This window comes from Lacinutrix sp. 5H-3-7-4, assembly GCF_000211855.2.
Classification (GTDB): Bacteria; Bacteroidota; Bacteroidia; order Flavobacteriales; family Flavobacteriaceae; genus Lacinutrix.
Genome location: NC_015638.1, coordinates 800,152 through 812,830 on the forward strand (window position 1 = coordinate 800,152; position 12,679 = coordinate 812,830).

Consider the following 12,679-nt stretch of genomic DNA (forward strand, 5'->3'; position numbering starts at 1 on the left):
TGTTTTTTTTATTTTTATAATAAATACTATTTATCTTACACAATAGTATAATTAACAAACCTATATGCTTAAACAATACCTACAGTTCAAATTATCGCAAAAGTTGTCTCCGCAACAAATTCAATTAATGAAATTGATACAGTTGCCAACACAAGCTTTTGAACAACGTTTAAAGCAAGAATTAGAAGAAAACCCAGCTTTAGATACTGGTAAAGAAGAAAAAAGTGATGAGTTTGATGACTTTGATAATAGTAATGACGATTTTGATGAAAGTGAAACTATTGGAGAAGACATTAATGTTGACGATTATTTAAGCGATGACGAAATTCCAGATTATAGAACAAGTGCAAATAATTATAGCGCAGATGATGACGAAAAAAGTATACCATATGCCTCTGGAACCTCTTTTACACAACATTTAAAAAACCAACTCAACACCTATAGATTAGATGATGAGGAACGTGATATAGCAGAATTTTTAGTAGGTAGCGTAGACGAAAGCGGTTACATACGTCGTGAATTAAGCGATATCATGGATGATCTTGCATTTACTCAAAATGTATACACTACAGAAGATAAAATTGAAAAAGTATTAGGTATCGTCCATCAATTAGATCCTGCAGGAGTTGGCGCAAGAAGCTTACAAGAATGTTTAAGCATACAACTTAATAGAAAAGAACAAAATCCTGATGTTGCATTAGCTTTAAACATTATCGATAATGCTTTTGAGCAGTTTACTAAAAAACATTACAAAAAATTAATGGCAAAATTTGATGTAAGCGAAATACAACTTAAAGACGCTATACATGAAATTGAAAGATTAAATCCTAAGCCTGGCGGAAGTTATTCTGGAAACACCAGAATGATTGAGCATGTAGTTCCAGACTTTGCTATTAAAATAGTAGATGGAGAGTTAGAACTAACATTAAATGGGCGTAATGCTCCAGAATTACATGTGTCTAGAGAATATAGTAATATGCTTAAAGGCTACAAAGAGTCTAAAGATAAATCTAAATCTCAAAAAGACGCTGTATTATTTATTAAACAAAAACTAGATGCTGCTAAATGGTTTATAGAAGCCATTAAACAACGCCAGCAAACATTATTTGTAACCATGAGTGCAATTATGCATTATCAAAAGGAATATTTCTTAACTGGTGATGAGCGTAATTTAAAACCTATGATATTAAAGGATATTGCAGATGAAATTGAAATGGATGTTTCTACCGTTTCTCGTGTTGCAAATAGCAAATATGTAGACACTCCATATGGTACCAAATTAATTAAAGAATTCTTTTCTGAATCTATGACAAATGATCAAGGAGAAGAAGTATCTACAAGAGAAATTAAAAAAATTCTAGAAACGGTTATTGATGAAGAGCCAAAAAAGAAACCTTTAACAGATGAAGCTTTAGCTAAAATTTTAAAAGAAAAAGGTTATCCAATTGCTCGTAGAACTGTCGCTAAATATCGTGAACAGTTAGATATTCCTGTAGCAAGATTAAGAAAAGAACTGTAATGCCAAACACAAAAAATAGCATTACAGATTGGCTTTTAAAGAGCATATCGTTTATTTTTCATCCTATAATTATGCCTATTTTAGGGACGGTTTTTTATTTTTCAAAATCACCACGATTTCTTCCTGCAGAAATTAGAAATGCTAAACTTATATCACTTTCAATATTAACGATACTACTTCCTATTTTAATTTATTTTCTTCTTAAAACATTAGGAAAAACATATTCTATATATCTTAAGTCAACAAAAGAAAGAATTATTCCATTATTTATTAATAGCATAATTCTAATATTGATAATTTTAAGAGTTGTACCATCAACTCAAATTATAGAATTGTATTTCTTTTTTATAGGTATATTAATATCTACTATTGTTTGCCTAATACTTGCTATACTTAAATTTAAGGCTAGTATACATATGATTGCAATTTCGGGAGTGTTTATGTTTGCAGTAGGTTTGTCACTACATTTTGGAAAAAACCTTAATGGTTCTTTGGCATTATTTGCAATTATAGCAGGTGCAATTGCAACTTCTAGATTACATTTAAAAGCTCATACACCAATAGAATTAATTTTTGGTTTTTTTATAGGCTTTTTACCACAGTTAATAATATTTCAATATTGGTTATAAAATAAAGAAAATGAGGCCCACTTTTAATGCATTAGCATCTATTATTTGACCATTAATTTGTGCTTCATTTTTAAAAATAGGGTTTAGAGAATAATAAAAATAGAAATTCCAAGTGTTGTAACCTGCACTTAAAGATAAACCGTATTGAAATTTATTAAATATATCTAAATTTGATAACTTCATATTCTCTGGTTGACCTTCAAACTTTGTATTGTTAGCAAATAAATAACCAAATTTAAAACCTGTATAAATACGCCAAAATTTATAATCTACCGCTGTAGATGTTCGCCACCTAAACTCTAAAGGCACTTCTAACATGTAAGTAGAAAACTTATTTTTACTATAATCTGTATCATCTATAATACTAAACTCAAGATTATTACCATCTGTTTTAGCTATTTGTAAGTTTTGATTAAATGAATTTAAAGATAAACCAACTCCTAAACCAATTGCAATGTTACGTCTTTTATTAATTGGCATATCTTTAGTGAAACCAAAATGAAAGCCACTTGAGAAACCATTTTGAGATAGTCCTTCTGGTTTTTGTCCTAATAAATTATAGGTAACACCTATATAAAATTGATCTTCTTTATATAGCGAATCTATAACTTTATTACCAAATGTATTATCTGATTCTTGAGATAAAGCAGGCGTAATGAATACTACTGAAATAAAAATAAAAAAAATGAAACGCATAAAAATCATATTTTATGTTTATTGAACAATAAATAACAAGATAAAAATTATATAAAATAAAAGGCGTTTTGAAAAAAATCAAAACGCCTTTATATAATGTAACAATTAAAGATTATTGTGATGACACAGCATCACCTTTTCTTGTTGTGTAGTTAATTTTAAGTGCGTTAGTTTTACGTAACTCTTGTTTAACATCTGTTAAAACACCCATTTTAGCTTCTCTATCTACTTTTAAAGACACAGTTAATTTAGGTATTAACTCTTCTCTTAAAGCAGCTCTTTCTGCAGCAATAAAAGCTTGTACATCATCAACGCTTCTTAAAGCATCATTTAATTGTACACGATCTTCGCTACCGTAAGTATCTATATAATTTGAGTTTGGTTTTCCAATATAGATATAACTAATAGGGTATTTTTTATCCAACTTTTCTATTTGATCTGCAGAAGGTAATTTATTTTCAATCTTTAAATTATCTTCCTTGATAACCGTAGCTACCATAAAAAAGAATAGTAACATAAATACGATATCTGGTAAAGATGCTGTTGAAATTGGTGGTAAACCACCATCTTTTTTCTTTTTAAATTTAGACATAATTTAGATTGATCTATATATTTTTAGTTTCTGCTTCAGAGAATTTTTGAGGTACTAATAATTTAATAGCCTCTAACTTCTCTTTTAAATCTTCTTTCTCTTTAGGCTTTGTTTGAGCATCTTGATATTTATCATTTGCTTCAACAAAGTTCATACCTAATTTAGGATATTCTCTTTTAAACTCACGATTACGTAATTCGTTATAAGCTGCTAAAATTTCATTTTGTACAGCTATGTACGTTTTATATTTAGTTAATCTATCGTTACTCAAAGAGATAATTGCCTTTTGAAAATTATCTGATGATTTAGGATCTTTAGCACCTCTACAACGCTTACAGGCATCTTTACCTGTTCCTCCACCATTATCTAAAAATTTAACGGCTAATGCACGTAAATCTTTAAGTTCAATAAGTTTTTCGTCTTCTCCAGCTTTTAAGAATAATTGATTGTTTGCGTTAACATTTAAAGCAAAGATATTTTTTTGCTTTATAACAATATCATCTTGATTCTCTTCAATAGGAGGTAACTTTCTACTTAAACCAGAATCTACTGCGATATCTGTAGTTACTAGAAAGAAAATTAATAATAAGAAAGCAATGTCAGCCATAGAGCCTGCATTAACTTCTGGTGCTGATCTTTTTGCCATAATTACTTAATCATTTTTTTAATTCCTGTTCCTAACATTACTACTACAGATACTATTGCTAGTATGTAGAAAGCGTATAATCCAGTTCCAACCCATCTAGAGCCAGACTCAGATAACATTTTTCCATCTTGCATTGGTGTTTCTACTCCTTCTGCTAAAACGTAAGCTATAACAGCAACCAGTACAAAAGCACCAACACTCATTAAAGTTTTCTTTAAAGTCTCTCCGCTTGAGAAAAGGTTTACAACTACAAATATTAATACTAGAGCAACAATTACTGCTAATACTAAGTATGCAATCCAAGCCATTGGCTCAATCAAAGAAGTATCTCCTGCAGCGGCAGATGCTTTTACAGCTTCATCTCCTGCAGCAACGATTCGTGCTAAGAAAATGATACCTGCAACACCAAGTACTGCTAAAACTATTTTTAAAATCTTATGCATATTCTTTCAGTTTTTAAAATTAGTTAATATTATTTTTTATGCTTCGATAACATATCCATTAAGGTGATAGAAGCATCTTCCATATCGTTAACGATATTATCAATTTTTGCTACGATATAGTTGTAAAAGATTTGTAATATAATTGCAACAATTAAACCAAATACAGTAGTTAATAAGGCTACTTTAATACCTCCTGCTACTAATGTAGCATCCATTCCACCTGCAGACTGGATTTTATCGAAAGCTTGAATCATACCTATTACTGTACCCATGAAACCAAGCATTGGTGCTAATGCAATAAATAAAGAGATCCAAGATACGTTTTTCTCTAACTGTCCCATTTGAACACCACCGTAAGCTACAACAGCTTTTTCAGCAGATTCTAAACCATCATCTGCTCTATCTAAACCTTGGTAGTATATAGATGCAACTGGCCCTTTTGTGTTACGGCAAACTTCTTTAGCAGCTTCAATACCTCCAGACTGTAAAGCCTCTTCAACATTTTGTGCTAATTTTTTAGAGTTACCTGTAGATAGGTTTAAAAAGATAATTCTCTCAATAGCGATTGCTAAACCAAGAATTAAACATAATAATACGATGCCCATAAATGCTGGTCCACCTTCAATAAAACGCTTTTTAAGTTCTTGGTGAAAACCTAAATCTTCTTCAGCAGCATCATCTGCTACTGTTTCTTGTGTTGTTGTTACAACTGTAGCTGCAACAGTAGCTGCATTTGTAGTTGCGTTAGCTGTACCAAATGCCATTAAAAATACTATGGCTAGGATTGAAAATAATCTTTTCATTGTCGTGATCTTATTTTTATTAGTTAAAGTGTTAAAGATATAAAAAAAATGTAATTAAAAAATTAAAAACCAAAATAACGACTCTAAAATATGAGAAACCTTAGATGTATAACTTTTTTATAAAGTATATATTGTATGGTAGGCCCAATTTAATAAAGTGATATTATTCTTATTTTTAATAGCTTAATTGGTTCCAAAAATAAAGAAGTCTAATTGAATTAAAAATTTTTAACTCCTAAATTTATGACATTTCTCCTCGTAAAGCCGTTTCATATATGGTTTTGAACAACTTAGGAGAAACATTTTGACCTAATAAGTACATTAATTTGCTAATTGCAGCCTCTGTTGTGATGTCTTTTCCAGAAATAACACCTATTCTTTTTAGTTTTTCGCTAGTTTCATACTGTCCCATATTTACGCTTCCGCCAGAACATTGTGTTACATTTATTATATGTACTCCTTTTTGTATTGTTTCCTTTAATAAGTTAACAAACCAATCTTCTGTTGTGCAGTTTCCTGCGCCGTAGGTTTCTAATATTACTCCTTTTAAATCTCTAGTATTAAATATACAGGTTAATAATTGCTTAGATATCCCTGGAAACAACTTAACTAAGGCAATGTTTTTTTCTAACTCTTTATGTACAACTAGGTTTTTTCTGGTATTTGGTTTAAACAAATACTCATTATTTATTTTTAAATGCACTCCCGATTCTGCAAGATCTGGATAATTTAAGCTTGTAAAGGCTTCAAAATGTTCTGCATTTATTTTTGTTGTTCTGTTTGCTCTATATAATTTGTATTCAAAATATAGGCAGACTTCCTTTATTACTGGTTTATTATAATGTTGTAATGATGCTATTTGTATTGATGTTATTAAATTCTCTTTTGCGTCTGTGCGTAAATCTCCTATTGGTAACTGTGAACCTGTAAATATTACTGGTTTTGCAAGATGCTCTAACATGAAACTTAATGCTGAGGCTGTATAACTCATTGTATCACTACCATGTAAAACAACAAAGCCATCACAACAATCATAATTTTGTTCAATAATTTCAGCAATATTGACCCAGTACTTTGGTTCCATATTACTAGAGTCTATAGGCTCATTAAATGTTGTTGTTGAAATATTACAGTCTAATAGTTTTAGTTCTGGAATTTTTATTAATAAATTATCGAAATCGAATGCTCTAAGTGCTCCTGTTTCTGGGTCTTTTATCATACCTATAGTTCCGCCTGTATATATAAGGAGTATGTTTGGAATACTTTTAGTCATAAATTTTTAGCTTTTACTTTTAGGTTTTTATTAAACACCAAATACTGCTTTAGAGTTTTGAGTTGTTATTTGTGCAATTTCTTCTTCTCTTTTATTATAAATTTCAGATAGTTTTTCTACAACTTTTAATATATAACTACTTTCATTACGTTTGCCACGGTATGGTTTTGGTGCTAAATATGGTGCATCTGTCTCTAAAACAATATGTTTTAAATCTATTTCATTTAAAAATTTATCTATTTTTCCGTTTTTAAATGTAGCGACTCCACCAATTCCTAATTTCATATTATATGAAATGGCTTGATGTGCTTGTTCTAATGTTCCTGTAAAACAATGAAATATTCCAAAAAGGTCTTCGGCTTTTTCTTCTTCTAAAATTTCAAATATTTCATTAAATGCTTCACGACAGTGAATTACAATTGGTAATTTATATTTTTTTGCTAGTTTTATTTGATGCCTAAAGGCTTCTTGTTGTATTGCTAATGTGCTTTTATCCCAATATAAATCTATCCCTATTTCTCCAACGGCATAAAATTTATGTTGTTCAAGCATTTGCTCTACATGTGCTAATTCTTTTTTGTAATTTTCTTTTACATGTGTTGGGTGTAAACCCATCATTAAAAAAACATGTTCTGGATAGTCTTTTTCTAGTTGCAGCATAGATGCTGTGTATGTAGAATCTATGGCTGGAATAAACAATCTAGAAACGTTAGCATCTAATGTTCGCTGCATCATTTCTGCTCTATCCTCATCGAAAGCTTCACTGTATAAATGCGTGTGTGTGTCTGTAATAATCATGGTGTAAAAATAGAAAAGTCATCTTGATTAGATGACTTTTCTATTGTTAATTTCTGTTTGTATTTACTCTAATTTATCTAATAAACGCTGTGCTTCTTTATAATCGTCTGCTCCTGCTGGAATTTGTTTTAATAACATAATTGATGCATCATTACTGTTTTGTTTTAATTTACTTAAAGCCGCATACCATAATGCTCTGTTTTTATAGGCAGATTGTCCATTTATTAATGCTTTTAATTGCGTATCTGCAATTGTAAAATTATCTAATTCTATATTTGTAATAGAATAATATAATTGTAGCTCACTGTTTTCCGGGTCTTTTTCTAGTACTTGCTTTAATAAGGTGTTGGCTTTTTTGTAGTCTTTATTATTAAATGCTTTTGTGGCTTCTATTAATGTTTTTACATTACCTCTAACTACCGTCATTGGTTCATGTGTGTTGTAATCTGTATATCCTGGTTTACTAAATACTTGATTGTATATAAATAAACCTAAAAACACAGCAACACTTGCTGCTATTGCAAACTGTCCTAATCTAAAGAATTTAGATTGTTTTGGTGTTTCGGTTTTAGTTTTTGTTGTTTTAAAATGTGTGTTTGAAATGCTTTCTAAATTATTTTTAAATGCAGATGTTTCAGCTTCATTTTCAAATTTATTTTTTAAGAATAGGTTTGCTTCTTTGTAAAGGTTAAAATTTTCGGCAAACACTTTATCTGTCTTCAAACGGTTTTTAAAAGCTAAAATTTCTGTTTCAGATAATTCATTATTTATATAGCTATCGAATAAAATATAGTCTTGATCTTCCATTTTAATTAATAATTAAGTTGTTTAAAATTAGGCGACTCTTGAACCAGTTTTGTTAACTGCCCAATACATAAAGATTTCTTTTTTCGAGCGTAAGCATAAGTTATACCTAAACTGGCTGCAACTTCTTCCATAGATTTTATTTTAAAAGTTGCTTTAATTAAATCTTTACATGCAGTACCTAATTTTTGAAACATCTCGTTAAATAAGGCCTGTTTTTCGCTAAATAAAGCAGTTTCCATTGCTAATTCATGAGCACTATCTCCTTTAGATAAAACTTCTTCATTTATTGTTACCTCCTTTTTATTGTTTTTTTTAAGAGTATTTAACCACTTACGCTTACAAAGCAGAAAAAAATAAGCATCAAAAGGACAGGTAAGTTGTAGTCCTTTATTTTTTGCCTGATTGTATATGGTAACTATAGTGTCTTGAACAATATCTTGAGCTTGGTCGCTGTCTCCACTATTTTGCTTTACATAATTAATCACTTTTGGCACAAATTTATTATAGATAGCTTGTATAATAAATGAGTTATTTTCTAATAAACCTTCTATATATTTTTGGTCTTCGTGAATTTTTTTATCACTCATAATGCCTTATTTCTCGGTTAGTTTCACACCAATTTAAAAAAACTTTAGAAAATAGAGGTAACAATTTTTAAATGGTTTTGATATAAGGTTGTAAAAGGCAAAAAGCCAGAAACAATAAAACAAACTTTTAATCAATAAACATTTAGAAATTATGAGAAATTCAATTTTAATTATCGCAACAGTAGTCTTTAGTTTTTTAACTGTAAATGCTACAAACTTAAAATCACAAGCTAACACAGTAACACGTGTAAACATTCACAAAGACGAAATTATAGAGGTTTTCGATTGGACTGTAAAAACTACAACCGGTGAGTTTTCTGGAACCGCAAGTTCTTTATTTGATGCTAAAAGAAGAGCAAATATAGTAGGACAAAATGCCATAGTAATAGAACAGAAAATTACAAACTACTTTATTTTAAAAAGTGAAATGCAATCTAATAACAATCGTGTTTTCTTTTGGGAAGTTAACACTGAAAAAGGATATGCAAAAGGATTTTCAAGCAATGAATTTAATGCAAAAAAAATGATGCATTTAGTTGCCAAAGGAGACATTACATCTTATCGAATAATTGAAAACAAGAAAAAATAAAACCCATTAACAAAATTATATAACTATAAAAATTAGAAATCATGAAAATTTTAAAAACAGTATTAGCGAGTTTATGTATAACAGCATTTACATTATTTACAAGTTGTGATACAGACGATAAATTTGAAAACACAACAACAGATCCAATTGTTGCAACTGCAGCAGCATTTAAAAACATAAAGCTTCAAGCTTTAGAAAACCAAACACAGTATTTTCAATTTGATGCAAACGATGGTAACATTAGTTTAACCTCTAATAATGGAGTACAAATTAATATAAATACAAATTGTTTAACCTTAAACGGAAACGCAACAACAGGAACAATAGATTTAGAATATGTAGAATTATTTGAAAAAGGAAATATGCTTACCACAAATAAACCTACAATGGGAACATTACCAAACGGCGACAAAGCCTTGCTTATTTCTGGCGGAGAGTTTTTTATTGAAGCTACACAAAACGGTCAAGTTTTAGACACCAGTTGTAACATACAATTAGTCGTTCCTTCTAGTTTAACTGGTGGCGCAGATAATGCCATGACGCTTTGGGAAGGCAATATAGACCTAGACGATAATCTAACTTGGGATGAAAATGAAGACCCAATAGGTCAAGATGGTGTTTTTGTTGAAGGTGGAGAATACTATGCTTTTTTAGGACAATTTGGTTGGTCTAATATTGATAGGTTTTATAATGACCCAAGACCAAAAACACTAATTCAAGCTCAAGCGCCTTTAGGTTATAACTTTGACAATAGTGCTATTTATTTATCTTATGATGGTGAAGACACTGGCTTAGCACAATTAGATACTTACGATGAAAATTTAAACCTATTTAGTGAGCATTATGGACAAATACCAATTGGTTTAGAATGCCATGTAATATTTGCAACCGAAGATAATGGTGTATGGAGATATGCCGTAAAACAAGTAACCATAGTAGATAATCATATAATTACATTTAATTATAACGAAACAACTACTGCTACTGAAGCACAATTTATAAACATAATTAATGCGCTACCATAATAATTAACACCTACTTAAGCGCAAAAGGTCAGGATTTAAAATCCTGGCCTTTTTTAATATAGTAAAAAAATAGGGTAACAAAATAGAAACTGTATTGATATAAAGGTGTAGGACATTAAAACACACTATTATGAATACTACAAAAAACATAAATAAACAGGAAGAAATAAAGGAGCAAATAATCTATTTTGCAATTAGAGTTGCCGTATTACTAACATTATTAGCATCGCTTGCATAAGTTTAAGAGTTATAAAATTTCAGTTTTGTATATTTATTTATCTATAACCAACGCTATTATGAAAAATTTCTACCTAAATTATATATTCTTTTTTATAAGCGTTCTAGCTTTCAGTCAAGAAAAAACAACGCAAGATACTTTACAACGTATAGCAACAATACAATACGAAATTAAAAACGACAGCGTACAGTTTTCATCTAAAACACCACCTTTAAACCAAATAGCTGGAGCACCAAAAGCTTATTATAAACACTTTTGGGAATTTGGAGATGGCGATTATAGTAAAGACGAAGCACCTAGTAAACAATATAAAAAAAGTGGCGAATATGAAATTAAATATTGGGCAACAAATATTTACGACACAGGAAAACCACCAACCACAAGACCCAAAAAAATAAAAGTAAATCAAGATAACCCAACCGCTAAAGCATCTGCTTCTATGAGTGAGGATTTAGAACTAATTAGAAATCGAGAAGCAGTACCAAACCAAGAAATGGTTATTGTAATGCGCTATAAAAATTATAAAGATTATACTACAAACGGAACTTTACATCTGTTTTTTAATGAAACAAAATACAAAGCAGATAATTTTAAACTTATTGACACCAGACTTTATAATGCCGAAAAAATAATTAATAATGAAGATTATGTGTTTTCAAATAAAATAAATAACGAAAAAACCTTTTATGCTTCTACACAAAACAATATAAATTTACTTAAAACGAAGTATAACGATTCTACCGAAAAAGAAAACCTAGAACTCACTTTAACCGAAGCAAAAAATACATACAAAAAATCTAGTAGTATTGAGTTTGAAAATATGAAGCCCAACGAAGAACGTAACATATTTTATACCTTTAAAACCACACCCGAAATGCTAAAGGACACAAGTGCCATAATTTCGGTTAGAAGTATTTATATTCCAGACAACAATTATAAAACACACAAGGTAAAAGACATGGAAATGGAGATTGTTACTTCACACGATCCTAATAAAATGTCCTCTAATGCAACCTTTTTAAATTACCGTTTAGTTCGTTTTAAAAGGCCAAAATTTAAAATAAAATTTCAAAATAATGGCGAAGGTCCTGCAACTACAATTAAATTGGAAACCGATGTTCCCGATATGTTTGATAAAACAACAATTAAAGTAGAAGACACCTATCCCAAAGTTCCAATTTGCCCAAAAACCGAAGTACAGTACAGTTGTATCGACACAACATACACCAAAACCCAAGCTATTTTTACATTTAAAAACATTTATTTACCTGGAAGCGAGCAAAAAAACGTAAAGGATTATGACTCTACTAAAGGCTTTGTAAAATACAGCCTAAAATTTGCTGATAATTTTCACAAGAAAAAAACAAAATCTAGAACAGCAATAATATTCGATAAAAACGAACCTATAATTACCAACTACTCCACTACTAGGTTTTTACCAGGCATATCAATTGGTGCAAAAGTCGGATATAATTTTTATAACGAATTAGAAAACTCTAAAGCATATTTTATTGGTGCTACATTATCCCCATTTAAATCTTACCGTTGGTACTGGCAAATAGAGCTATTAAACAGCTTTCATAATTACACAGGAGAAACAACAATTACAGAAACACTTGGCGATTTTGGAGCAGCTGGAGAACAGTTTATTAGAAGAACCACAACTACAAATACATTTGATAATATAGATTGGGCAATACCAGTTTTAGTAAGATATAATATTAACAACTACATAGGTTTAGGTGCAGGATTACAAGGCACAATTTCATTATCTGAAAAAAAAGAAAGCAATATATTAATACAAGATTTTGAGAATACGCAACCACCACAATTTCAATTTAATGAAGAGCAAAGCATAGAAAGTTCCTCTACTGCTTTTACCAATTTTAGAACCGGACTTTTATTTGAAGCAACAGTTGGCGCAGCCAGAATAGGCCCAAGTGCAGGCGCACGATATGTATTAAATTTTAAAGAGAATTTTAATTACTTACAGCTTTATGCTATTTGGAAGTTTTAATTAAAAGGACGTATTCT

At 30.0% G+C, this 12,679-nt stretch carries 14 protein-coding genes; 5 read left to right on the plus strand and 9 right to left on the minus strand.

The annotated features are described in order from the left end of the window. Nucleotides 1-64: 64 nt before the first annotated feature. A complete protein-coding gene (rpoN, locus tag LACAL_RS03555) occupies nucleotides 65-1,519 on the plus strand; it encodes an RNA polymerase factor sigma-54 (protein ID WP_013869332.1) in 1,455 nt (484 codons plus the stop codon). Next, a complete protein-coding gene (locus LACAL_RS03560) occupies nucleotides 1,519-2,148 on the plus strand; it encodes a membrane protein (RefSeq protein ID WP_013869333.1) in 630 nt (209 codons plus the stop codon). Before rpoN ends, LACAL_RS03560 begins: the two co-directional genes overlap by 1 nt. Here LACAL_RS03560 and LACAL_RS03565 read toward each other — a convergent pair. The 9 genes from LACAL_RS03565 to LACAL_RS03605 form a co-directional block, all read right to left on the minus strand. After that, complete coding sequence (locus tag LACAL_RS03565; protein ID WP_041301691.1) at nucleotides 2,143-2,844, minus strand: porin family protein; 702 nt, start codon at nucleotides 2,842-2,844, stop codon at nucleotides 2,143-2,145. The two genes, LACAL_RS03560 and LACAL_RS03565, sit on opposite strands and share 6 nt — an antisense overlap. Nucleotides 2,845-2,956: 112 nt before the next feature. Continuing rightward, nucleotides 2,957-3,436: a biopolymer transporter ExbD gene (locus LACAL_RS03570; RefSeq protein ID WP_013869335.1), complete on the minus strand. Its 480-nt coding sequence runs from the start codon at nucleotides 3,434-3,436 to the stop codon at nucleotides 2,957-2,959. Nucleotides 3,437-3,449: 13 nt separating this feature from the next. Next, nucleotides 3,450-4,082: a biopolymer transporter ExbD gene (locus tag LACAL_RS03575; protein WP_013869336.1), complete on the minus strand. Its 633-nt coding sequence runs from the start codon at nucleotides 4,080-4,082 to the stop codon at nucleotides 3,450-3,452. A 2-nt stretch (nucleotides 4,083-4,084) separates the two neighbouring features. Beyond that, nucleotides 4,085-4,525, minus strand: a complete 441-nt coding sequence (locus tag LACAL_RS03580; RefSeq protein WP_013869337.1) for a hypothetical protein — start codon at nucleotides 4,523-4,525, stop codon at nucleotides 4,085-4,087. A gap of 29 nt (nucleotides 4,526-4,554) precedes the next feature. Next, the gene (locus LACAL_RS03585) at nucleotides 4,555-5,328 is read right to left on the minus strand and encodes a MotA/TolQ/ExbB proton channel family protein (RefSeq protein ID WP_013869338.1); all 774 of its coding nucleotides are present in this window, start codon (nucleotides 5,326-5,328) and stop codon (nucleotides 4,555-4,557) included. 241 nt (nucleotides 5,329-5,569) lie between these two features. Then, nucleotides 5,570-6,601 carry an asparaginase gene (locus LACAL_RS03590; protein ID WP_013869339.1) on the minus strand — a complete coding sequence of 344 codons (1,032 nt, stop codon included), beginning with the start codon at nucleotides 6,599-6,601 and terminating at the stop codon, nucleotides 5,570-5,572. Nucleotides 6,602-6,631: 30 nt separating this feature from the next. Next, a complete protein-coding gene (locus tag LACAL_RS03595) occupies nucleotides 6,632-7,399 on the minus strand; it encodes a TatD family hydrolase (RefSeq protein WP_013869340.1) in 768 nt (255 codons plus the stop codon). 63 nt (nucleotides 7,400-7,462) lie between these two features. After that, nucleotides 7,463-8,206 (minus strand): tol-pal system YbgF family protein, encoded by a 744-nt coding sequence (locus LACAL_RS03600; RefSeq protein WP_013869341.1) that lies wholly within the window; start codon nucleotides 8,204-8,206, stop codon nucleotides 7,463-7,465. Between the two features lie 5 nt (nucleotides 8,207-8,211). Continuing rightward, nucleotides 8,212-8,793, minus strand: coding sequence for an RNA polymerase sigma factor (locus tag LACAL_RS03605; RefSeq protein ID WP_013869342.1), 582 nt, complete (start codon nucleotides 8,791-8,793; stop codon nucleotides 8,212-8,214). A 151-nt stretch (nucleotides 8,794-8,944) separates the two neighbouring features. Between LACAL_RS03605 and LACAL_RS03610 the strand changes: the two genes are divergently transcribed. The 3 genes from LACAL_RS03610 (at nucleotide 8,945) to LACAL_RS03620 (ending at nucleotide 12,662) form a co-directional block, all read left to right on the plus strand. Continuing rightward, nucleotides 8,945-9,382, plus strand: a complete 438-nt coding sequence (locus LACAL_RS03610) for a hypothetical protein (RefSeq protein WP_013869343.1) — start codon at nucleotides 8,945-8,947, stop codon at nucleotides 9,380-9,382. Nucleotides 9,383-9,423: 41 nt separating this feature from the next. Then, entirely contained in the window at nucleotides 9,424-10,407 is a 984-nt protein-coding gene (locus LACAL_RS03615) for a hypothetical protein (protein WP_013869344.1), read from the plus strand. Between the two features lie 296 nt (nucleotides 10,408-10,703). Continuing rightward, nucleotides 10,704-12,662 (plus strand): hypothetical protein, encoded by a 1,959-nt coding sequence (locus tag LACAL_RS03620; protein WP_013869346.1) that lies wholly within the window; start codon nucleotides 10,704-10,706, stop codon nucleotides 12,660-12,662. Nucleotides 12,663-12,679 lie beyond the last annotated feature (17 nt).

What these genes read in the sequence shown, in the direction of transcription:
- rpoN (WP_013869332.1), top strand. Translation starts at nt 65, where the DNA reads ATGCTTAAACAATACCTACAGTTCAAATTATCGCAAAAGTTGTCTCCG.
- LACAL_RS03560 (WP_013869333.1), top strand. Translation starts at nt 1,519, where the DNA reads ATGCCAAACACAAAAAATAGCATTACAGATTGGCTTTTAAAGAGCATA.
- LACAL_RS03565 (WP_041301691.1), bottom strand. Translation starts at nt 2,844, where the DNA reads ATGCGTTTCATTTTTTTTATTTTTATTTCAGTAGTATTCATTACGCCT.
- LACAL_RS03570 (WP_013869335.1), bottom strand. Translation starts at nt 3,436, where the DNA reads ATGTCTAAATTTAAAAAGAAAAAAGATGGTGGTTTACCACCAATTTCA.
- LACAL_RS03575 (WP_013869336.1), bottom strand. Translation starts at nt 4,082, where the DNA reads ATGGCAAAAAGATCAGCACCAGAAGTTAATGCAGGCTCTATGGCTGAC.
- LACAL_RS03580 (WP_013869337.1), bottom strand. Translation starts at nt 4,525, where the DNA reads ATGCATAAGATTTTAAAAATAGTTTTAGCAGTACTTGGTGTTGCAGGT.
- LACAL_RS03585 (WP_013869338.1), bottom strand. Translation starts at nt 5,328, where the DNA reads ATGAAAAGATTATTTTCAATCCTAGCCATAGTATTTTTAATGGCATTT.
- LACAL_RS03590 (WP_013869339.1), bottom strand. Translation starts at nt 6,601, where the DNA reads ATGACTAAAAGTATTCCAAACATACTCCTTATATATACAGGCGGAACT.
- LACAL_RS03595 (WP_013869340.1), bottom strand. Translation starts at nt 7,399, where the DNA reads ATGATTATTACAGACACACACACGCATTTATACAGTGAAGCTTTCGAT.
- LACAL_RS03600 (WP_013869341.1), bottom strand. Translation starts at nt 8,206, where the DNA reads ATGGAAGATCAAGACTATATTTTATTCGATAGCTATATAAATAATGAA.
- LACAL_RS03605 (WP_013869342.1), bottom strand. Translation starts at nt 8,793, where the DNA reads ATGAGTGATAAAAAAATTCACGAAGACCAAAAATATATAGAAGGTTTA.
- LACAL_RS03610 (WP_013869343.1), top strand. Translation starts at nt 8,945, where the DNA reads ATGAGAAATTCAATTTTAATTATCGCAACAGTAGTCTTTAGTTTTTTA.
- LACAL_RS03615 (WP_013869344.1), top strand. Translation starts at nt 9,424, where the DNA reads ATGAAAATTTTAAAAACAGTATTAGCGAGTTTATGTATAACAGCATTT.
- LACAL_RS03620 (WP_013869346.1), top strand. Translation starts at nt 10,704, where the DNA reads ATGAAAAATTTCTACCTAAATTATATATTCTTTTTTATAAGCGTTCTA.